The 20543-nt window shown below is 60.8% G+C and carries 24 protein-coding genes; 15 read left to right on the top strand and 9 right to left on the bottom strand.

Annotated elements, in window-relative coordinates:
- Positions 1 to 79: 79 nt before the first annotated feature.
- The 3 genes from I5961_RS19975 to I5961_RS19965 all read left to right on the top strand — a co-directional run bounded on the left by I5961_RS19975 (position 80) and on the right by I5961_RS19965 (position 2119).
- Positions 80 to 358: a hypothetical protein gene (locus I5961_RS19975; protein ID WP_007950948.1), complete on the top strand. Its 279-nt coding sequence runs from the start codon at positions 80 to 82 to the stop codon at positions 356 to 358.
- A gap of 77 nt (positions 359 to 435) precedes the next feature.
- Positions 436 to 1203 carry a CHAD domain-containing protein gene (locus I5961_RS19970; RefSeq protein WP_085699996.1) on the top strand — a complete coding sequence of 256 codons (768 nt, stop codon included), beginning with the start codon at positions 436 to 438 and terminating at the stop codon, positions 1201 to 1203.
- A 121-nt stretch (positions 1204 to 1324) separates the two neighbouring features.
- Complete coding sequence (locus I5961_RS19965) at positions 1325 to 2119, top strand: acyl-CoA thioesterase (RefSeq protein WP_085699998.1); 795 nt, start codon at positions 1325 to 1327, stop codon at positions 2117 to 2119.
- A 1-nt stretch (position 2120) separates the two neighbouring features.
- Here I5961_RS19965 and I5961_RS19960 read toward each other — a convergent pair whose 3' ends face one another.
- The 3 genes from I5961_RS19960 to I5961_RS19950 form a co-directional block, all read right to left on the bottom strand.
- Positions 2121 to 2486 (bottom strand): Mpo1-like protein, encoded by a 366-nt coding sequence (locus tag I5961_RS19960; protein ID WP_039770492.1) that lies wholly within the window; start codon positions 2484 to 2486, stop codon positions 2121 to 2123.
- A 120-nt stretch (positions 2487 to 2606) separates the two neighbouring features.
- Positions 2607 to 4088 (bottom strand): methyl-accepting chemotaxis protein, encoded by a 1482-nt coding sequence (locus I5961_RS19955; RefSeq protein WP_227233158.1) that lies wholly within the window; start codon positions 4086 to 4088, stop codon positions 2607 to 2609.
- Positions 4089 to 4196: 108 nt separating this feature from the next.
- Positions 4197 to 5003: a TatD family hydrolase gene (locus tag I5961_RS19950; protein WP_227233157.1), complete on the bottom strand. Its 807-nt coding sequence runs from the start codon at positions 5001 to 5003 to the stop codon at positions 4197 to 4199.
- 235 nt (positions 5004 to 5238) lie between these two features.
- Between I5961_RS19950 and I5961_RS19945 the strand changes: the two genes are divergently transcribed.
- The 3 genes from I5961_RS19945 to I5961_RS19935 all read left to right on the top strand — a co-directional run bounded on the left by I5961_RS19945 (position 5239) and on the right by I5961_RS19935 (position 7761).
- Entirely contained in the window at positions 5239 to 6660 is a 1422-nt protein-coding gene (locus I5961_RS19945) for a transglycosylase SLT domain-containing protein (RefSeq protein WP_227233155.1), read from the top strand.
- Between the two features lie 107 nt (positions 6661 to 6767).
- Positions 6768 to 7202, top strand: a complete 435-nt coding sequence (locus I5961_RS19940; RefSeq protein WP_085704404.1) for a DoxX family protein — start codon at positions 6768 to 6770, stop codon at positions 7200 to 7202.
- 250 nt (positions 7203 to 7452) lie between these two features.
- On the top strand, positions 7453 to 7761 hold the full coding sequence (locus I5961_RS19935; protein ID WP_085607170.1) for a hypothetical protein: 309 nt from the start codon (positions 7453 to 7455) through the stop codon (positions 7759 to 7761).
- Between the two features lie 3 nt (positions 7762 to 7764).
- Here I5961_RS19935 and greB read toward each other — a convergent pair whose 3' ends face one another.
- The 3 genes from greB to I5961_RS19920 are packed head-to-tail and all read right to left on the bottom strand — an operon-like array spanning position 7765 to position 11484.
- Complete coding sequence (gene greB / locus I5961_RS19930; protein ID WP_039770483.1) at positions 7765 to 8262, bottom strand: transcription elongation factor GreB; 498 nt, start codon at positions 8260 to 8262, stop codon at positions 7765 to 7767.
- Positions 8263 to 8296: 34 nt separating this feature from the next.
- Positions 8297 to 10801 (bottom strand): ABC transporter permease, encoded by a 2505-nt coding sequence (locus I5961_RS19925; protein ID WP_085704406.1) that lies wholly within the window; start codon positions 10799 to 10801, stop codon positions 8297 to 8299.
- Positions 10801 to 11484, bottom strand: a complete 684-nt coding sequence (locus tag I5961_RS19920) for an ABC transporter ATP-binding protein (RefSeq protein WP_007955651.1) — start codon at positions 11482 to 11484, stop codon at positions 10801 to 10803. The genes I5961_RS19925 and I5961_RS19920 overlap by 1 nt, the downstream gene beginning before the upstream one ends.
- Before the next feature lie 10 nt (positions 11485 to 11494).
- Between I5961_RS19920 and I5961_RS19915 the strand changes: the two genes are divergently transcribed.
- From I5961_RS19915 to I5961_RS19905, 3 genes are all read left to right on the top strand, one after another.
- The gene (locus I5961_RS19915; protein WP_085704408.1) at positions 11495 to 12100 is read left to right on the top strand and encodes an arylesterase; all 606 of its coding nucleotides are present in this window, start codon (positions 11495 to 11497) and stop codon (positions 12098 to 12100) included.
- 57 nt (positions 12101 to 12157) lie between these two features.
- Positions 12158 to 12451: a hypothetical protein gene (locus tag I5961_RS19910; RefSeq protein ID WP_003226812.1), complete on the top strand. Its 294-nt coding sequence runs from the start codon at positions 12158 to 12160 to the stop codon at positions 12449 to 12451.
- A gap of 150 nt (positions 12452 to 12601) precedes the next feature.
- Positions 12602 to 13573 (top strand): L,D-transpeptidase family protein, encoded by a 972-nt coding sequence (locus tag I5961_RS19905; RefSeq protein ID WP_064383316.1) that lies wholly within the window; start codon positions 12602 to 12604, stop codon positions 13571 to 13573.
- A gap of 123 nt (positions 13574 to 13696) precedes the next feature.
- Here I5961_RS19905 and oprI read toward each other — a convergent pair whose 3' ends face one another.
- Positions 13697 to 13948, bottom strand: a complete 252-nt coding sequence (gene oprI, locus I5961_RS19900) for an outer membrane lipoprotei OprI (protein ID WP_011335311.1) — start codon at positions 13946 to 13948, stop codon at positions 13697 to 13699.
- Between the two features lie 636 nt (positions 13949 to 14584).
- Here oprI and I5961_RS19895 point away from each other — a divergent pair.
- Positions 14585 to 14866: a GNAT family N-acetyltransferase gene (locus tag I5961_RS19895; protein ID WP_007955658.1), complete on the top strand. Its 282-nt coding sequence runs from the start codon at positions 14585 to 14587 to the stop codon at positions 14864 to 14866.
- Between the two features lie 68 nt (positions 14867 to 14934).
- Here the strand turns inward: I5961_RS19895 and I5961_RS19890 are convergent, their stop codons facing one another.
- Both I5961_RS19890 and I5961_RS19885 read right to left on the bottom strand, forming a co-directional pair.
- Positions 14935 to 16011, bottom strand: coding sequence for a 3-deoxy-7-phosphoheptulonate synthase (locus I5961_RS19890; protein ID WP_011335309.1), 1077 nt, complete (start codon positions 16009 to 16011; stop codon positions 14935 to 14937).
- A gap of 130 nt (positions 16012 to 16141) precedes the next feature.
- Positions 16142 to 16585: a PilZ domain-containing protein gene (locus tag I5961_RS19885; RefSeq protein ID WP_227233154.1), complete on the bottom strand. Its 444-nt coding sequence runs from the start codon at positions 16583 to 16585 to the stop codon at positions 16142 to 16144.
- Between I5961_RS19885 and I5961_RS19880 the strand changes: the two genes are divergently transcribed.
- The 5 genes from I5961_RS19880 to cysB all read left to right on the top strand — a co-directional run bounded on the left by I5961_RS19880 (position 16584) and on the right by cysB (position 20542).
- The gene (locus I5961_RS19880) at positions 16584 to 16970 is read left to right on the top strand and encodes a thioredoxin family protein (RefSeq protein ID WP_085700014.1); all 387 of its coding nucleotides are present in this window, start codon (positions 16584 to 16586) and stop codon (positions 16968 to 16970) included. The two genes, I5961_RS19885 and I5961_RS19880, sit on opposite strands and share 2 nt — an antisense overlap.
- Positions 16967 to 17923 carry a putative 2-dehydropantoate 2-reductase gene (locus I5961_RS19875; protein ID WP_227233152.1) on the top strand — a complete coding sequence of 319 codons (957 nt, stop codon included), beginning with the start codon at positions 16967 to 16969 and terminating at the stop codon, positions 17921 to 17923. Before I5961_RS19880 ends, I5961_RS19875 begins: the two co-directional genes overlap by 4 nt.
- Before the next feature lie 23 nt (positions 17924 to 17946).
- A complete protein-coding gene (locus I5961_RS19870) occupies positions 17947 to 18852 on the top strand; it encodes a 5'-nucleotidase (RefSeq protein WP_085700018.1) in 906 nt (301 codons plus the stop codon).
- Between the two features lie 98 nt (positions 18853 to 18950).
- Complete coding sequence (locus tag I5961_RS19865) at positions 18951 to 19454, top strand: universal stress protein (protein ID WP_007955683.1); 504 nt, start codon at positions 18951 to 18953, stop codon at positions 19452 to 19454.
- 113 nt (positions 19455 to 19567) lie between these two features.
- Positions 19568 to 20542 carry an HTH-type transcriptional regulator CysB gene (gene cysB / locus I5961_RS19860; RefSeq protein ID WP_085700020.1) on the top strand — a complete coding sequence of 325 codons (975 nt, stop codon included), beginning with the start codon at positions 19568 to 19570 and terminating at the stop codon, positions 20540 to 20542.
- The last annotated feature ends 1 nt before the right edge of the window (position 20543 follow it).

The following is a 20543-nucleotide window of genomic DNA, read 5'->3' as shown; positions in this document are numbered from 1 at the left end:
ATTGCGGGGTACAAGGCACTTTTTCGCTGCCTTACCGTCTTACCTGCACGACTGTTGACCTATCTTTGAGGTGTGAGTGATGAAAGCCTGGATCTGTGTGCCGTTGATGGCTCTGGCATTGGCCGGTTGCGCCGGCAAGACCGCTTATCGCGACAGCTGCGGCAGCCAGCTCGACGCGGCGTGGCATGAACTGGACCTGGCGAAGGCCGAAGGGTTTGCCGGCACCGTCAGCTATTCCAAGGCGTTGTCGCTGTTGACGGCGGCCAAGACTCAGCAGCAATTCGAGGGTTTCGAAGGCTGCACCAAGAAGGCCGAAAAGGCGCGTTTCTACATTCGCGAATCCCGCGCCGGACGCTAAGCTGCTGACGTGGCGCAAGGGCAGGTGTCTTGCGCCAGTTCACACTCGTGCAAAGCCATTGAATTCAGGAGCAAGCGATGTCTGCGTTGGTTGATCGGCTGGTGGCCCATGTCCTGAGCCTGGAAGTACGGCTGCTGGGCTGTCAGGCCCGTCTGACTGCGCGGACCGACCCTGAGGCGCTGCATGATTTGCGCACCACCGTGCGCCGTTTGCGCAGCCTGTTGCGGCCGTTGCGCGGTTTGCCCGGTGTCGAGCAACTGGAAGATGCGGCGGCTGCGGTGGGGCAACTGACCACGCCATGGCGCGACCGCGAAGTGCTGGCGGCCTGGCTGATCAAACATGATCAGCCCGAAGCCGCGCAGCGCCGCATGGCGCAAATGGCCGAGGCGTATCCGACGCTGGCGGCCAGCGCCGAAGTGGCTTCGCTGCTGATGATCCTCGACGCCTTCCCGCGCTTTCTGCGAGCGTCCCAGCGCCAGGGATTGCTCAAGCGCCTGGACAAACGCATCGAGAAACGTCTGGGCAAACAATGGAAAAACCTCGACGTGGCGCTGCACGACCCGGCCCACGACCGCCATCGTCTGCGTTTGCTGATCAAGCGCGTGCGTTACGGCATCGAGGCTTACCCGGAACTCGATCGTCTGCCGGAAGCCGCATTAACCCGTCTGAAATCCGCACAAGGTGCCCTCGGTGACTGGCACGATTGCTGGCAATGGCTGGCGCGTGCCGAACTGGAGCCGGATCTGCGACCCTGCGTCGCCACCTGGCAGGCGACCATGGCCAAAGCCGAAATCAAGGCCGACCGGGTACTGGATAAACTCAGCGCGGCCTGCTTCAAGTCCTGAAACCCGCTGGCGCGCAGCGCCGCTGTCTTATCTGTCAGTCTCTTTGACCGGAATGGACGCTGCGCGGCTCTGCCGCGCTGGTTAAGATCCGGTCATTCCCTTTTTCGTGTCCGAGGTTTCCATGCGCTTTTGCGATCTGATCGATGCTGTCCGTCGTCAACCGGAGGTAACGATTCCGGCGGAGTGGGGCCAGGGCCGGGCCAGTTTTGGCGGGTTGGTGGCAGCACTGCAATTTGAAGTGATGCGCACCCGAGTACCGACTGATCGGCCGGTACGTTCGCTGGCGATCACCTTTGTCGGCCCGGTCGAGCCCGAAGTGCCGGTGAGCTTTGAAGTCGAAGTGCTGCGCGAAGGCAAGGCGGTCAGTCAGGTGCTGGGGCGCGCCGTGCAGAACGGTCAGGTGGTGACGATGGTGCAAGGCAGCTTCGGGGCTTCGCGGCCGTCGGAAGTGGCGGTGGAAGCCTATCCGGCACCCGAGATGAAACATTGGGACGACTGCCAGGAACTGCCATACATCAAAGGCGTAACCCCGGAATTCATGCGTCATCTGGCGATGCGCTGGAGTGTCGGCGGCATGCCGTTCACCGGCATTCAATCGCGGCTGATGGGCGGTTGGGTGCGCTTGCGCGGGGATGTGAAGGAAGAGCCGGTCAACGAGGCGCACCTGCTTGCGCTGGTCGATGCCTGGCCACCGGCGCTGTTGCCGTACCTGAAGAAACCGGCACCGGGCAGCACGTTGACCTGGACCATCGAATTCGTTCAGCCGTTACGGGATTTGAGCACGCTGGATTTTTGCCAGTACCTGGCGGACATCGAGTATGCGGCCGACGGTTACGGCCATGTCGCCGCCAAGCTGTGGAGCGCGCAGGGTGAACTGATTGCCATGAGCCGGCAGACGGTGACGATCTTCGCCTGACTCAATGGCGGCGGTGACGCTCACGCCAGGCCCGGTACCAGCCGCCACTGAGGAAGAACCGCGGAAACGTCAGAAACTGCTCGACCAGCAGACGCGAGACGGCGTCCTTGCGATCACTGAACGGCTCGGAGGCTTGCGCCTCCAGGCTGTGACCGTGGCGCTGCAGACCCAGCGCCGCGATGATACCAATCACGCCGATCGCCACACTGGCCAGACTCAGGCTGAACACACCGGAGACGATCAACAGAAACGCGACGATGAACAGCGGCACGGCAATCAGGTGCAGCACCAGATTGGTCGGATGCTGATGGTTGTTCGGATATGCGCGCCATTGCCACGCGGGAAGGTTGGGGTGACGTTTGCCCATGTTGCTGCTCCTCGATCCATGTTCAGTACATGGTTGAAGAATAGGCCCGGGCAGCCAGAGCGGCGAATCAAGGTTGGCTATTGAAGTAATAGGGACAATGGCCATTTTTGATGTTGCGCCCTAGAGCTTGAGCTGACCGATCGCCTTGTTCAGTTCCCCGGCCAGCGTCGCCAACTCGTTACTGGTGGTCGCCGAATCCACGGTCTGCTGCACAGTGTTCTCGGTGACATCGCGAATGCTCACCACGGCGCGATTCATCTCTTCGGCAACCTGACTTTGCTGTTCTGCCGCCACCGCAATCTGCGTGTTGCTCTCACGCATCTGCGCCACCGCCCCCGTGATTTCCGCCAGCGCTTCGCCGGCCTCTTGCGCCTGCTGCACGCAGTCGTCGGCCTTGTACGAACTCTCCTGCATGAAGTCCACCGCGTCACGGGTGCCGGCCTGCAACGCTGACACCATGGTGGTGATTTCATCGGTGGAGGTCTGCACGCGTTTGGCGAGGTTGCGCACCTCGTCGGCGACCACCGCGAACCCGCGGCCCATTTCCCCGGCTCGGGCCGCTTCGATGGCGGCGTTGAGTGCCAGCAGGTTGGTCTGTTCGGCGATGCTGTGAATCACGCTGACCACGCCATTGATCTTCTGGCTGTCCTCGGCCAGGCGCTGAATCATCTCGGCGGTCTGCTGCACGCCGCTGGACAGCCCGGCAATCGACGTCTGCACTCGGCTCACCACTTGCTGACCGCTGCCGGCCAGGCCGTCGGCGGTCTGCGACAGGTCGCGCGTGGCGCCGGCGTGCTGAGCGATGTGGTAGACGGTGGCGGTCATTTCGTTGATCGCCGTGGCGGCCTGATCGGTTTCACTCTGCTGGCCGAGCATGCCGTGGCGCACTTCGTTCATGCTCGACGCCAGTCGCGCGGCGCCGATATCCAGTTGCCGCGCGGTGTTGGCCACGGTGGTGACCACCCGCTGATAACCGGCCTGCATCGCGTTGAACGCATTGGCCATCTGCCCGACTTCATCCTTGCAGGCCAGCGGCACCCGAGCGGCGAGGTCGCCGGTTTTCTCCACGTGCAGCATTACGTCCTTGAGGGTGTTGAGCTGGCTGAGCAGAAAGCGGATCAGCAACTGTGAAGCGCCAAGCATCGCCAGCATCAGGATGAGCACCGCCACCGCATAGTTGGCGAAGCGCTCGCTGAACACTTGACTGAGGCTGGGCGCGCAGGCGATCACGGCGACCTGCTGGCCATCGGCACGGCTGAATACCTCCGCGCCGAGCAGCGGGTTTTCGCCGAACAACGGCAAGTGACTGATCTCGATCCAGCCGTTGGTGTCGGTGATCTCCAGCAACGGCTGATCGTTGAGGCGCGGTGCTTCGCCGCGTTTGAACGTCAGCACTTGATCGGATTTGGGCAGCGCCTGCCCGGCCGGCCAGGCCTTGAGCAACTGTGCCTGGGCCTGGGCCGAGGTTTGCGCGGCGTGACTGCGGGCCTGTTGTTCGAGCTGTACGGCGTACAGCACCAGCAACAGGGTGGTGACAAAGGCGACCGCGTTGACCGCCCAGAATTTGTATTTCAGCGAGATATTGCTAAGCCAGGCACCCATGGAGGTCTTCTCTGATAGCGGAAACAGTTTTGGCAAGGTGCCATTATTGTGCCGCTACCCAGGTGCCCGGATTTTGATGTGCATCAACAAGTGATGCATTCGCCCCGGCTAGGGCAGGGTAGGTAGACCGTAAAACGCCCGCGCGCAGGCGGTGGTGTGGGCCGCCAGATCTTCCTCGGTCTCGCCTCGATGCAAGGCCACTTCACGCAGCACTTCGGTCAGATACGCCGGCTCGTTGCGACCGTTCTTCGGTTTTGGCCGCAATGTGCGTGGCAGCAGGTACGGCGCATCGCTTTCCAGCATCAGGCGACCGCGTTTGATCTCCTTCACCAGCGGATGCAAATGAGTGCCGCGACGCTCATCGCAGATCCAGCCGGTGATGCCGATGTGCAGATCCAGGTCGAGGTAACTGAACAACGCTTTCTGCTCACCTGTGAAGCAATGCACCACGGCGGCGGGCAATCTGTCGCGAAAGTCTCGGAGGATTTCCAGCAGGCGCTGGTTCGCATCACGTTCGTGCAGGAACACCGGCAATTGCAGTTCGGCCGCCAGCGCCAGATGTTCTTCGAGGACTTTTTCCTGCTGCGGGCGCGGCGAGAAATCACGGTTGAAATCCAGCCCGCACTCGCCCACCGCCACTACGTTCGATTCTTGCAGCAGGCTGCGCAGACGCCGTGCGCTGTCGGCATTCCAGTCGCTGGCCGAATGCGGGTGAATGCCGGCGGTGGCGAACAGTCGCTGGCCGTCCGGATCCAGTTGCTGGCACAGTTCCAGCGCCTGTTCGCTGCCCTCGACGCTGGTGCCGGTCAGCACCAGTTGGCAGACCCCGGCAGCGTAGGCGCGGTCGAGCACGGCCTGGTGTTTGTCGGCGAAACTGGGGTTGGTCAGGTTGACGCCGATATCGATGAGTTGCATGGTGCTACCTCGGGCCGAAGGCCGGAAAGCATATCAGAGCTGTAGATTTATAAGAAAAGCCAAGAACTACAACGGCTTATGGCTGTCTGTTGAGGCCGCGAGGCAGGCAGGTGTGACAGCATTGCTATCACTGTGCCAGTCTCTCGCACTTTATCAGCGCTCCAGGCGCTCTGTTTTCGTCGGTGTTTTGCGACCGTTCAGCGGTGAAAACGCCCGTATTCTTTCCGGAGAGTGGATGGTTCGTCCGTCGGTTTTGCTCCTGCTGTGTGGTTCGTTGCTGCTGCCGATGACGGCGGTCGCGCGGCTGCCCGGGCCGCTGCAAGCCGTGCCGACCGCCAAGGTCCGCGACCTGACCGAGATCCGCAGCAGCCGCGTCCTGCGGGTGCTGGTCAACCAGAGCCGCAACAGCTCTGGCGAAGTCCAGGGTCAGGCCATCGGCGTCGAATACCACCGTCTGCGTGCCTTCGAGCAGTACCTCAACGGCCACGCCCGCGACGGCCAGGAAGTCACCCTCAAGATCATCCCCAAAGCCAAGGACCAATTGCTCGGCGCGTTGCAGCGCGGCGAAGGTGATCTTGTTGCGCCGGGCGAACTGCTCGAGTTGCAACCGGGCCACGCGGTCGCAAGCAGCGAGCCGATTGCCAGCAACGTGCCGCTGGTGTTGGTCGGCATCAAGGGCGAGAAGCGCTACACCAAGGTCGAACAACTGGCCGGCAAAACCCTGGCATTGCCCACCGGCAGTGCGGCAGGGGAGGCGGTGAGTCAGCTCAACCAGAAGCTGGCGCTACACAAACTGGCGCCGATCAAGATCGAATGGGTCGATCCGACGCTGGCGGTCGAAGATGTGCTGGAAATGGTCCAGGGCGGTATCTTCCACCTGACCATCGTCGAGCAACCGATTGCCGAGCGTTGGGGCAAGATCCTGCCCAAGCTGCGTTTCGACCGGCAGGTGATGATCAGCGAACCGGGCGAGGAATACTGGTTCGTGCGCCGCGATGCCTCGATGTTACGGGCCAGCATCGACCGCTTCCTGACCGGCTACAAAAAACCGTCGAACGAAGATGCGGCATTCCTGCGGATCTACCGCCGCCTCTATCAAGTGCACTATCCGTTGGCCAAGGCTGACCGTCAGCGACTGGAAAAACTGCGCCCGACGCTGCAGAAACACGCCGAAGCGCAAAATATGGACTGGCTCAACCTGGCGGCGCTGGCCTTCAAGGAGTCTGCGCTGCAACCCAGCGCGCGCAGCGGCGGCGGGCCAACCGGGTTGATGCAGATCACGCCGTCCGCTGCGCAGCGGGTCGGCGTCAACAATATCCAGAATCTCGATGCGAATGTGCAGGCCGGGGCCAAGTACCTGGCGATGATCCGCCGCAAGTTCTTCAATAGCCCGAAACTCAACGAGCGCGAGCGCATGGCGTTCACTCTGGCCGCCTACAACATCGGGCCGGAGCGGGTGCAAGGCATGCGTGCAGAAGCGCGGCGTCGCGGCCTGAATCCCAACCAATGGTTCTTCCAGGTCGAGCGCATCGCCATGGAGCAGGTGGGAATGGGAGCCGTCAGCTATGTTAATAGCGTGAACAAGTATTACTTGGCGTTCGACCGGGAGCGGGAGTCGTTGGAGCCCGCAGGGCAAAAAGTGGTCTCACGCAAATGATCTAATAAGTTGATTGTTATGGCGGATTTTTTGCGCTTTTAACATGAAATTAACTGATTAATATAGCGGCCAACCAACAAGCACTTCTGACCACAAGGAAACGCAACATGAGCTCTCTGATCAACAAGGTCCTGTTCACCCGCGCCGGCTACGGTCTGACCCTTCTGCGCATTGCCGTCGGCGTGATCTTCGCCGCCCACGGCTCGCAGAAACTCTTTGGTCTGTTCGGTGGCTACGGTCTGGCAGGCACCGCGCAATACATGGAAAGCATCGGTCTGACCCCGGGTTATCTGATGGCCACACTGGCCGGCGGCACCGAGTTCTTCGCCGGTCTGGCGCTGATCATCGGCCTGCTGGTGCGCCCGGCGGCACTGGGTCTGACCTTCCTGTCGCTGGTGGCCATTTTCACTGTGCACATCAGCAACGGTCTGTTCATGGCCAACAATGGTTACGAGTTCGCCCTGGCTCTGCTCGGTGGCAGCCTCGCGGTACTGATCGAAGGTGCCGGCAAGCTCTCGGTGGATCGCGCCATCGCCGGTTGAAGGCTCTGGCTCAAGCAAAAGGCCCGCATTATGCGGGCCTTTTTTGTTGCGGCTGATTCTTGACACTGGCCGGTCACGTTCTCTAGGATGCCGCTCATGCGCCGATTTAAACAGCTACTTGCGGGGCGCCAGGTGACTATTCTTCAGTTGCCGTCAGAAGCCGGAACAGGGCTTCGAAATACCGCTAAAGCGCTGGTTCGGTGTTGCCTCTCACCTGCCATGCAGACTTTTGAGGCAGAGACACGACACGATGAATGCACTACGCCCTCCAGCACGTCCCGCGCCGATCACGGCACACATCACCCAGCGCAATCCGAAAATCCTGCTTGGCGGCAAACATCAGCCGACGCTGTTGCGTTATCTCGATGGCTGGCCACGTCGCAGCGGCGGTCCTGCCGCATTTCTGATCCAGTTTGTCGAAGACGGTGAGTCGCTGGCGCGTTTTGCCGATGACAGCTTCGATCTGGCCGTCATTCAGGCTCCGAGTCTTGAAGAAGCGCCGGAAATGATTCGCCAACTGACCCGCGTCGCACGCCAGGGCCTGATTACCCGGCGCTGAGCGTCAGGGATATTCGATCGCCACGATGTAGACGAACTGTTCGCCGGTCGGCGTCTGTACCCGCACTTCCGCATCCAGCGCCTTGCCGATGAGGGCGCGGGCCAGTGGTGAGTCGATGCTGATCAGGCCGAGTTTCAGGTCCAGTTCGTCCGGGCCGACGATGCGATAGCGCGACTGTTTGCCGTCCTCGTCTTCGATGGTCACCCAGGCGCCGAAATAGACCTTGTTCGGATCACTCGGTTTTTCGCTGACCACTTTGAGCGCTTCAAGGCGTTTGGTGAGAAAACGCACGCGACTGTCGATCTCGCGCAGCATTTTCTTGCCGTAGGTGTACTCGGCATTTTCCGAACGATCACCCTGAGCCGCTGCCTCGCTGACCGATTGCGTCACTTGCGGACGGCGCACATGCCACAGCTCATGGAATTCGGCCCGCATCCGCGCTTCACCCTCAGGGGTGATCAGCGCGGTGCCAGCGGTGCGGGGAGGGCGATAACGGCTCATGGCAAGTTCTTTTGAGGGAGACGGCTGGAGTCTATCAACCCTCACGCAACACTGTCAGCGGGCTGGCGTTGAGCGCACGCCGTGTGCCGAACACCCCGGCGCCACCAATCAGCGCCGCGCCGATCAACGGCAACAGCAGCAACCACGGATGGGGATGCCAAGGCAGATCGAAGGCGAAGCGATACAGCACCAGGCTCACCACTTCCGAACCGATGGCCGCGAGCAATCCGCTGACCGCGCCGAGCAAGCCGAACTCGATCCGTCGCGCCTTGATCAACAACTGCCGCTCGGCACCCAGCGCACGCAAAAGCGCCCCCTGGCGAATGCGTTCATCCAGCGTTGCCTGCAACCCTGAAAACAGCACCGCCATCCCCGCCGCCAACACAAACAACAGCACATACTCCACCGCCAGGGTGACTTGGGCGAGGATGCTGCGCAGCTGTTCGAGCAAGGCTTCGACCTGCAGGATGGTCACCGCCGGAAACGCTCGCGACAACTCGACAATCTGCTGATCGTGGCCGGGCGCCAGATAGAAGCTGGTCAGGTAAGTCGCCGGCAGATCCTTCAAGGTGCCGGGCTGGAAGATCATGAAGAAGTTCGGCTGGAAGTTGTCCCAGTTGATCTCCCGCAGACTGGTGACCTTCGCCTCGCGATTGACCCCGCCGACGCTGAACACCATGTGATCGCCCAGTTTGAGTTTCAGGCTTTCGGCCACTTTGCCTTCGACCGAAACGCCCGGAACGTCATCCGAAGGTTGACCGGTCCACCACGAGCCGGCGGTGATTTTATTGCCCGCCGGCAGGTCGGCCGCCCAGGTCAGGCTCAGGTCGCGCTGGATGGCACGGTCGCCGGCCGAATCCTTGCTGACGATCTGCTGCACCGCCTCGCCATTGATGCTGATCAGCCGTCCCGGCACCACCGGATACAACGGCGCGGCCTGGGCCGAGACATTGATCAGGTGATCGGTGAAGGCCTGTTTGTCCGCCGGCAGGATGTTCAGAGCGAAGTAGTTGGGTGCGTTTTTCGGCAACTGGTTTTGCCAAGTGTCGAGCAGTTCGCCGCGCAGCAGTGCAATCAAAGCCATGGACAACAGAATCAGCCCGAAGGCCAATGACTGGCCAGCCGCCGCCAAAGGATGGCGCAACAACTGACCCAGACCAAGCCGCCACGGCAGGGACGCGCGTGCGAGCAGGCGACGCAGACTCTGCAGCAGCAACAGCAGCAAGCCGCCGAGCACCAGCGCGGCCACCACGCCACCGCCAAGCAGGGCGAATGTCAGCAGCAGGTCCAGACTCAGGCGCCACATGATCAGCCCAAGCGCGCCGAGTGCCGCGCCATAGACCATCCAGGTACTCGACGGAATCGGCAGCATGTCCCGGCGCAATACCCGCAATGGCGGCACGCGGCCCAGTGCGGCGAGCGGTGGCAGGGCGAAACCTGCCAGGGCGACCAGTCCGGTGCCGATTCCGGCGAGCGCCGGCAGCAAGCCACCCGGCGGTACGTCGGTCGGCAGCAGATCATGCAAAAGCGCGAACAATCCCAATTGTGCGAGCCAGCCGAGCAGGGCGCCGCTGAGGCTGGCGAGCAGGCCGAGCACTGTCAGTTGCAGACTGAACAGCACCAGGGTTTCCCGGCGCGACAAGCCCAGGCAACGCAGCAGGGCGCTGGCATCGAAACGTCGACTGGCAAAGCGGTTGGCCGACAACGCCACCGCCACCCCCGCCAGAAGCACGGCGACCAGACTGGCCATGTTCAGATAACGTTCGGCCTTGCCCAGTGCGCCGCCGATCTGTCGGTTGCCGTCGCGGGCATCCTGAATCCGCTGGTTGGCGGCGAGGCCCGGTTTGATCAGTTGACGATAGGTTTCCAGCGCTTGCGGCTCACCGCGCCAGAGTTCGCGATAGCTCACCCGGCTGCCGGGTTGCACCACGCCGGTCGCGGCGAGGTCGTCAAGGTTGATCATTACGCGTGGTGTGAGGCTGTAGAAGTTGCCCGCGCGATCGGGCTCGTAGGTCAGCACTCGCGTCAGTTTCAATGTCTTCATGCCGACGTCGATACTGTCGCCGATTTTCAGGTCCAGCGCCGTCAGCAGGCGTGCTTCGACCCAGGCTTCACCGGGCTGCGGCTCGCCTCCGGCTTCTTCCGTCGCGTAAGGGGCGGGGGCGCTTTTCAGCTCGCCGCGCAGCGGATAGGCGCGGTCGACAGCTTTGATGCTGGAGAGCTGAATGCCGTTGTCCGTAGCGATGACGCTGGAAAACTCCACCACCTGCGCATGGTCCAGCCGCAGCTCGGTGCCGCTCCGGATCTGCTCCGGTCGGGCTGGCGAGCTGCCTTCGAGCGACAGGTCGGCGCCGAGAAACTCGGTGGCGCGCAGCATCATTGCGCCGTTGAGGCGGGCGCCGAAATAACCGATCGCGGTACTCGCCGCCACCGCCACGACCAAGGCGAAAAACAGCACCCGCAGTTCACCGGCGCGGGCATCGCGCATCAGTTGGCGCAGGGCGAGACTGAACAGACGCAACAGCGGCAGACGTGCCATCAAGGCTCCAGAGGGGCGACCAACAGGCCGGCTTCAAGACGGATCAGGCGCCGGCACCGATGGGCCAGGCGTTCGTCGTGGGTCACCAGCACCAGGGTGGTGCCGCGTTCCTTGTTCAATTCGAACAGCAAGTCACTGATGCGCTCGCCGGTGTGACTGTCGAGGTTGCCGGTGGGTTCGTCGGCGAACAGCACGTCCGGCTCGGCGGCGAAGGCCCGGGCAATTGCAACGCGTTGCTGCTCACCCCCGGAGAGTTGGCGCGGCGAGTGAGTCAGGCGCTGGCCGAGGCCGACCCGTTGCAGCAGTTCGGTGGCGCGGCTTCTGGCGTCTTTGCGGCCGTCGAGCTCCAGCGGCAGCATGACGTTTTCCAGCGCGTTGAGGCTGTCGAGCAACTGGAACGACTGAAAGACGAAACCCACATGCTCGGCACGAATGCGCGCGCGCTGGTCTTCGTCGAGATTGCTCAGGCCTTGCCCGGCGAGAGTCACTTCGCCGCTGCTCGGCAGGTCGAGGCCGGCAAGCAGACCCAGCAGGGTGGATTTACCGGAACCGGACGCGCCGACGATGGCCAGGCTATCGCCCTTGTTCAGTTCCAGGCTGAGTTCGTGCAGGATGGTCAGTTCACCTTCCGCGCTGGGAACCACTTTGCTAAGGTTCTTCGCGGTGAGAATGCTTGCGCCCATGGAGAATCCGATGCGTGTGTGGTTTTTGAGTGCTGGCCTGGCCCTGATGTGCATGGCCCAGAACGCAGCGGCGGGTACAGTCCTGATCGTTGGCGATAGTATCAGCGCCGGTTTCGGACTGGATACCCGGCTGGGGTGGGTGTCGTTGCTCGAACAGCGGCTCAAGACCGAAGGGTTTGACGACAAAGTGGTCAATGCGTCCATCAGTGGCGACACCAGTTCTGGAGGCCAGGCGCGGCTGCCTGCGCTGCTTGCAGAGCACAAACCGGAACTGGTGATCCTCGAATTGGGCGGCAACGATGGCCTGCGCGGAATGCCGCCCACGCAATTGCAACAAAATCTTGCTTCGATGATCGACAGCTCCCGGCAGAGCGGTGCCAAGGTGCTGTTGCTTGGCATGCAATTGCCGCCCAACTACGGCAAGCGCTACACCGATGCCTTTGCCGAGGTTTACGGCAAACTCGCCGAGGAGAAAAAAATCCCGCTGGTGCCATTTTTCCTCGACGGCGTGGGCGGGCATCCGGACCTGATGCAGGCCGACGGTCTGCACCCGGCAGCCGGGGCTCAGGGCAAGTTGCTGGAAAATGTCTGGCCGACGCTAAAACCGCTGCTATGAGGCTTTTCTAGCGGCAGGCTTTCGGCTAATGTGGCGCCCCCTTATTTGGAGCCCCCGATGCCGCGTCCTGCCTGGTCCCTGTTTGCCTACCAACTGATCGAGCCTGACGAACAGCTGGATCTGTTCGCCTGCCAGGAAGTGCGGGTGCATCTGGTGACCCGTCAACTGGAGCTCGGCGGCTCGGCAGACCGGACCCTGTGCGGCAGTCTGCTGCCGGCGCAACCGCGCTGGTCGAGCGTGGATCGCCGGGTGTTTCAGGATCAGCGCCTGTGCTCGCTGTGCCGGGCGATCCTCGAATCGCAGAAGCGCGGCACCTCGCCGATCTGGCCCGAGTTGCGTTTCGAGCTTTAAGCTCAGCCATCTCCGAATGCAGTCGGAGCTAGCGCCAGCTTCAATCGTGAAGAGTGATGCCAGCCCATCGGCGCATCTCCCCGAATTCTCTGGGCGCGGTGTACAATCGCGTTCTTATTACCCTTGTCGATCTTGCGAAGGATTCTCCGGATGTTGCCGCGTTTTCCTGCCGTCACCCGCTGCCTGTCTCTTGCCGCCCTGTGCGTGGCCGGTCCCGTTGCCGCACTGGAGTTTCCCCTGCCACCGCCTGGTGAAGACATCATCGGCCAGGTGCAGGTGATCAAGGCCAAGTACGAAGACACCTTTGCCGATCTGGGCACCACCTACGATCTTGGCTATTCGGAAATGGTCGCGGCCAACCCGGGCGTCGATGCCTGGCTGCCGGGCGCCGGCACCGAAATCGTTCTTCCGACCCGCTTCATCCTGCCACCGGGCCCGCGTGAAGGCATTGTGATCAACCTCGCCGAATACCGCCTCTACTACTACCCGAAAGGCCGGAACGTGGTGTACACCTTCCCGCTGGGTATCGGTCGTGAAGGCTGGGGCTCGCCGATCGCCCACACCACGATCACTGCCAAGACACCGAATCCGACCTGGACGCCACCGGCCTCGATCAAGGCGGAACACGCCGCTGATGGTGATCCGCTGCCGAACGTGGTGCCGGCGGGTCCGGACAATCCACTGGGTCCGTTCAAGTTCACTCTGGGCACGCCGGGCTACCTGATCCACGGCTCGAACAAGAAGTTCGGTATCGGCATGCGTACCAGCCATGGCTGTTTCCGCATGTTCAACAACAACGTGCTGGAAATGGCCAGCATGGTGCCGGTGGGTACTTCGGTACGAATCCTCAACGACGCTTACAAGTTCGGTCGCAGTGGCGGCAAGATCTATCTGGAAGCGCACACGCCGATCGACGACAAGGGCAACCCGTCGGTGGTCGACAAGCACACCGCCGTGATCAACGCGATGCTCAAGCGCGAAGACATCACCAACAACCTGCGCATGAACTGGGATGTGGTACGTGATGTGGTGGCGGCCGAAGATGGCCTGCCAACCGAAATCGGCACACCGAACACCTCGGCGCCAATGGTCTCCAGCGCACCGATCGACCTGCAGCAATAAGCTGAAAGATGAAACCCGCCGAGGCTTGCGCAGCGGCGGGTTTTTTGTTGCCTGCCGAAAACCGCAGGCACAAAAAAGCCGACCCGAAAAACGGGTCGGCTTGATAACAATCCCGAAGGACTATTACTTGCGGCTAGCTTTTTCCAGCATGCGCAGAGCACGCTCGTTAGCTTCGTCAGCAGTCTGTTGTGCTTTTTGAGCAGCAGCCAGAGCTTCATCAGCTTTACGGTAAGCTTCGTCTGCACGAGCCTGGGCGCGAGCAGCTGCGTCTTCAGTAGCGGTCAGACGTGCTTCGGTTTCTTTCGATGCGCTGCTGCAACCGGTAGCCAGAACTGCGGCCAGAGCCAGAGCAGAGAATTTCAGAACGTTGTTCATCGTGTTCCCCTTCAAGGACTTTCAATTAAGTGGCTGTCTCCTCCGATTGAGGAAATAGCCGGCGTACATACTACCCATTACTTGTAGTAAGTAAACTGACGTGAGGCAAGAAGCAAAAAAATTGTAGGCGTTGATTCTTTTTCGAGCAACTTTTAACTGGGCTGTATAAAAAATATCCACCTGTAAGCCGCGAGATGAGTGAGTTAATGAGAAAAAGTTCCCGTTGCCCTTCGCTGTTTTGCAGGTAGTGGCTAAAGTCTGTCTATATGGATTCGTCCACACTTCTGTTGCGAATTTGCGCAGCGCCTCGCATATCTTTGTCCATGTTGAGGTGACTTTAAAACAGGGGGCTCGTCTTAAGTCTCAACATCCGGCGATGTTCAGCCTTTCGGCTCGGGAAGATCGTCTCCCGAACCGGACCTGAGTCCACTGAAATTGCCCCGTCGATCTGAGTAAAGACGAGCGTACCTTGAGCATTTTCGCCAATGGTGCCTACTATTTGATACGTGCTCGGGTTGCGCGAGATCGGTGCAGTTCTTCTCGGTGTCCATCAGGCACAGGGTGGCGTAGATGTTCCTTCGCCGGGAAAACATCGGTAAGGTAGGGGTCAGAATTCGAGACCCGCGAGGAGTAGTGATGAGCGAGGCGTTGTCCATCCACCATGACCAGGCTGGTCATCAGTTCGAGACCAATGTGGACGGTCATCGTGCCTACCTGACCTATATGGATCTGGGGAAACAGACCCTGGATATCTACCGCACCTTCGTGCCCAACGCCTTGCGTGGCCGAGGCATCGCGGCTGCCCTCACCGAGCGGGCGTTGCAGTACGCCGATGAAATGGGTTACACGGTCATTCCTTCGTGCTCCTACGTGGAGCGTTATATGGAGCGTCATCAGCGGCGCACCGCCAAGATCTGACTGACCTCACCGCACACACAAAAACGCCGGGCAATGCCCGGCGTTTTTTTATGCCTGCGAAACGGCTGTCAGCCGCGCTGACGTTTCGGCAGGACATCCTTGAGCTTGGCGTGCATGCTGCGCAAGGTGTTTTCGGTAGCGGACCAGTCGATGCACGCATCGGTGATCGACACGCCGTATTGCAGGTCGGCGAGGTCTTTCGGGATCGCCTGGCAGCCCCAGTTCAGATGACTCTCGACCATCAGGCCGATGATCGACTGGTTGCCTTCAAGGATCTGGTTGGCAACGTTCTCCATCACCAGCGGTTGCAGGGCCGGATCCTTGTTGGAGTTGGCGTGGCTGCAATCGACCATGATGTTCGGCTTGATCTTCGCCTTGTTCAGCGCCTGCTCGCACAGGGCGACGCTCACCGAATCGTAGTTCGGCTTGCCGTTACCACCGCGCAGCACCACGTGACCGTAGGCGTTGCCCTTGGTGGTGACGATCGACACGCCACCTTCCTGGTTGATGCCCAGGAAACGGTGCGGGCTGGAAACCGACTGCAAGGCGTTGATTGCCACAGTCAGGCCGCCGTCGGTGCCGTTCTTGAAACCGACCGCCGAGGACAGGCCGGAAGCCATTTCGCGGTGGGTCTGGGATTCGGTGGTCCGTGCGCCGATGGCCGACCAACTGATCAGGTCCTGCAGATACTGCGGGGAGATCGGGTCGAGGGCTTCAGTGGCAGTCGGCAGGCCTTTCTCGGCCAGGTCCAGCAACAACTGGCGACCGATGTGCAGACCGTCCTGGATCTTGAACGAGTCATCCAGGTATGGGTCGTTGATCAGGCCTTTCCAGCCGACGGTGGTCCGTGGCTTCTCGAAGTAAACGCGCATGACCAGATACAGGGTGTCCGACACTTCTGCCGCCAGCACTTTCAGGCGATCGGCATATTCGTGGGCAGCCTTGATGTCGTGGATCGAGCAGGGGCCGATAACCACGAACAGACGATGGTCAGTGCCATCGAGAATGTTGCGGATGACTTCGCGACCCTTGGTGACGGTGCGCAGGGCAGCGTCGCTCAGAGGGATATCACGCTTGAGCTGATCAGGAGTGATCAGGGTCTCGTTGGAAGCGACGTTCAGGTCGTTGATCGGTAAATCAGCCATCGTTTACTCGTCAGGTCACGGGTGCCGGCCGCCAGCGATCCCCGCGCGGCGGAGCACAGCGGATTTAAGCGCGTCGGGGAGCCGAACCTTATCGCGTTAGGCGCCTGCTAGACAATGGGCAAGTAACTGTTCAGTCCAGCACTGGATGCGCAAAAGCTTTGCGAACGGTGTCGTGAGAGAACTCGTCGGCGTGTTGTTCGACCCATTGCAGGGCCAGGGCCTGAATATCCTGGAGATCGTCGTGGGCATCGTTGAGTCGGCAATAGCGTTCGATCTGACACACCTGTTCACCCATTCGCGCACTGAACAGCGTCTGTTCGTCGGTGAAGGCGATGCCCACCAGATAGCCTTTTTTACGTCGCAGGCACCAGGCCACGTAGCCCGGATAACAGATGTCGGCGTTGAGGGTCGGCATGCGTACCTGCAAGGCGGTGCCATGGCGCCAGGCACGGTGGTAATTGCAAGCGATGCCGCCGAGGCTGATAGTGTGCAGCCGTTGACGCGAAATACACTCCGGTGTGAGCAAGGTCAATTCAACGGGCACATCATCCGGATGAGGAATAAACCGTCCCATGAGCACAGACTCCCTGTGTCGGCCATTTGACATTGTTTCCCCCAGTATAGTGGTCGAATCGCAGCTGACCGATTTCGACGCCGACCAACGGCTGCTGGCGATGGACGGCGTTTCGCTGGTGATCTTCACCAGTGTCGGCTGCGCCAGTTGTCGCTATGCCCGCGAAGTGTTGCCGGGGTTCGACTTGACCGTCGATCGCGTGTGCTGGATCGATGCCGGTGACAACGGCGGACTGGTCGAGCGTTATCAGGTCTTTCATTTGCCGGCGCTGTTTGTGGTGCGCGACGGCGAGTTTTTTGGGGCAGTGCACACGCGCCTGAATGTCGATGAGCTGAACGCAGCCGTGGCGCAGGCGCTGGGTCGAATTGCAGAGGAGTTGCCGTGATGGGAGCAGTCAACAAACCGGTGGTGGGGATCATTGGCACCGGCGCCATCGGAGGGTTTTACGGAGTGATGCTGGCTCGGGCCGGATTCGATGTGCACTTTCTATTGCGCAGTGAATTTTCAACAGTCGCCGAGCGCGGCTTGCAAGTGGACAGTGCCGTGCATGGCGCATTGACGCTGAACCCGGTGCAGGCCTATTCGTCGGCAGAAGACATGCCGCCCTGCGACTGGCTGCTGGTCGGCGCCAAGACCACCAGCAATGCCGGGCTGGCACCGTCGATCATTCAGGCGGCGAAACCCGACGCGAAAGTGCTGTTGTTGCAAAACGGCCTCGATGTCGAAGACAGCTTGCGTGCATTGCTGCCCGATTCCCTGCATTTGCTGGGCGGCTTGTGCCTGATCTGCGTCCACCGTGAAGGGCCGGGGCAGGTCACTCACCAGGCGCTGGGGGCGGTGAACGTCGGTTATCACAGCGGCCCGGCACCGGATGAAGCGGCGCGCATGGCGATCGTCGAGGAGGGCGCCGGCCTGTTTCGGGCCGCCGGTCTCGACTCCCAGGCGATGCCGAACCTGCATCAGGCGCGCTGGCAGAAGCTGGTGTGGAACATTCCCTACAACGGGCTTTCGGTGTTGCTCGGTGCCGGCACCACGCCATTGATGGCCGACACTGACAGCCGCGCATTGATTCAGGCGCTGATGGCTGAAGTGGTGCAGGGCGCCAGGGCCTGCGGCCACGACATGCCGCCCGGTTACGCCGAATACCTGTTCATGATGACCGAGAAAATGCCCGACTATTGGCCGAGCATGTACCACGACTTTTTGCACAAGCGACCACTGGAACTGGAGGCGATCTACGCTCGTCCTTTGGCGGCGGCAAAAGCGGCAGGCTGCGAGTTGCCGCGTATCGAGTCGTTGTATCGCACATTGAGCTTTATCGATCGGCGCAACGTATAAACCGGTCGCACGGGGGGAAAGGCATGGCCAAGAATATCGATGACAAACTGGTGCTGGCGATTTCGTCCCGTGCCCTGTTCGACCTGAGCGAAAGTCACAAGGTGTATGAGTCGAGTGGCGTGGAAGCCTACCGGCAATATCAGATCGATCACGAAGACGAAATTCTCGCGCCGGGCGATGCCTTTCCGCTGGTGGAAAAACTGCTCAACCTCAACAGTCGCCTCGGCCGCGCCCGGGTCGAGGTGATTCTGGTGTCGCGCAACAGTGCTGACACCGGCCTGCGCGTTTTCAATTCCATTGGTCATTACGGCCTGGCGATTTCCCGTGCTGCGTTTGTCGGCGGGCGCAGTCCTTATCCGTACCTGAAGGCTTTCGGTTGCGACCTGTTTCTCTCCACCCATGCCGAAGACGTGCGCGCCGCACTGGATGCCGGTTTTGCGGCGGCGACCATTCTGTCCGGCGGCGCCAGCCGTGCGGCCAGCGATGAATTGCGCATCGCCTTCGACGGGGACGCGGTGCTGTTTTCCGACGAGTCGGAACGGGTTTATCAATCCGGTGGCCTCGAAGCCTTCCAGGCCAAGGAGCGTGAATCCGCGCGCGAACCGTTGCGCGGCGGTCCGTTCAAGGGCTTCCTCGCGGCACTCAATCTGTTGCAGCGCGAATTCTCCGATGAGGAATGCCCGATCCGTACGGCACTGGTCACTGCGCGTTCGGCTCCGGCCCACGAGCGGGTGATTCGCACCTTGCGTGAGTGGGACATTCGTCTGGACGAATCGCTGTTTCTCGGTGGCTTGAACAAATCGGCGTTCCTCGAAGCCTTCGCCGCCGACGTGTTTTTCGACGATCAGGCCGGCCACTGCGAGTTGGCCCGGGAAGTCGTGGCAACCGGTCACGTACCTCACGGCATCAGCAACGAACCGGCGGTCTAGAGCGCACGTGGTTCAAGACGTTGCGTCGCACGTCGTACTCGCGAAGGCACTGCTAAGCTGAATCAAATCTCCGCCATGTTGGCACGCGAGGAGGTCATATGATTCGTTCGATGCTGTATGCCACTGACCTCGGTCTGTACGCACCGTTAGTGATGCAGCATGCCTTGGCAATGGCACGAACGTTCAATGCCGATCTGTACGTGGTGCACGCGGTGGAGCCCATGGGGCTGTTTGCCGAATCGGTGTTGCAGAGCTATCTCGACGAACAGGCATTGAACGAATTCCACAGTCAGGGTCTGAAAACCGTTATCGCCAATATCGAGCAACGGGTGCTCGACAGCTTTCGTGAAGAGCTGGGGGACGAGGGCGAGCAGGACCTGCAGCGGATACGCGCAGTACGGGTGCTGCAGGGCGATCCGTCACAGGTGATTCTCGATCAGGTGCAGAAACTCTCTGTCGATTTGCTGATCGTAGGGAGTCACAGCCATGGGGTCGGGGCGGAGACACCCCTGGGGCGAACGGCAGCACGGCTGCTGCAATTGTCCAAGGTGCCGGTTTATCTGGTGCCGTTGGTGGAGCGTCGGCGTCGGGAGGATCGCTGAAGCAGGAATAATGGCCCTTTGATAAAAAAGTTCTAGATTTATTATTCAAACCATTAATATAGTTATATATCGTCGCTGATGCCCGTGGCGTCTACCTGCTTTGAGGGATTCATATGAAGCTTCAACAATTGCGCTACATCTGGGAAGTGGCGCACCACGACCTCAACGTTTCCGCTACAGCCCAAAGCCTCTATACCTCGCAACCGGGCATCAGTAAACAAATCCGTCTGCTGGAAGACGAACTGGGCGTCGAAGTATTCGCCCGCAGCGGCAAGCACCTGACCCGCGTCACCCCGGCCGGCGAGCGCATCATCACCACTGCCGGTGAGATTCTGCGCAAGGTCGAAAGCATCAAGCAGATCGCTCAGGAATTCTCCAACGAGAAGAAGGGCACCCTGTCGATCGCCACCACTCACACCCAGGCGCGTTATGCACTGCCGCCGGTGATCAGCAACTTCATCAAGCAATACCCGGACGTGGCGCTGCACATGCACCAGGGTTCGCCGATGCAGATCGCCGAAATGGCCGCTGACGGCACCGTCGATTTCGCCATCGCCACTGAAGCGCTGGAGCTGTTCGGCGATCTGGTGATGATGCCGTGCTACCGCTGGAACCGTTGCGTGGTCGTGCCTCAGGGCCACCCGCTGACCAAGCTGCCGAAGCTGACCCTCGAAGCGCTGGCCGAATACCCGATCGTGACTTACGTGTTCGGTTTCACCGGCCGTTCGAAACTCGACGAAGCCTTCAGCCATCGCGGCCTGACGCCGAAAGTGGTGTTCACCGCTGCCGACGCCGACGTCATCAAAACCTATGTGCGCCTGGGGCTGGGTGTGGGCATCGTGGCGAAAATGGCAGTCGACACCAAACTCGATAACGATCTGGTGGTGCTCGATGCCAGCGAGCTGTTCGAGTCCAGCGTGACCAAGATCGGTTTCCGTCGTGGCACTTTCCTGCGCGGCTTCATGTGCGACTTCATTGAAAAATTCGCGCCGCACCTGACTCGCGATGTCATGGCCAAGGCCATTCAGTGCCACAACAAGCAGGAACTGGAAGAGCTGTTCGAAGGCGTCGAACTGCCGGTCCACTAAG

This window comes from Pseudomonas sp. IAC-BECa141 (assembly GCF_020544405.1).
Lineage (GTDB): Bacteria > Pseudomonadota > Gammaproteobacteria > Pseudomonadales > Pseudomonadaceae > Aquipseudomonas.
Note: the sequence above shows the minus strand (reverse complement) of the source record. Positions and strands in the feature narration are given on the sequence as shown.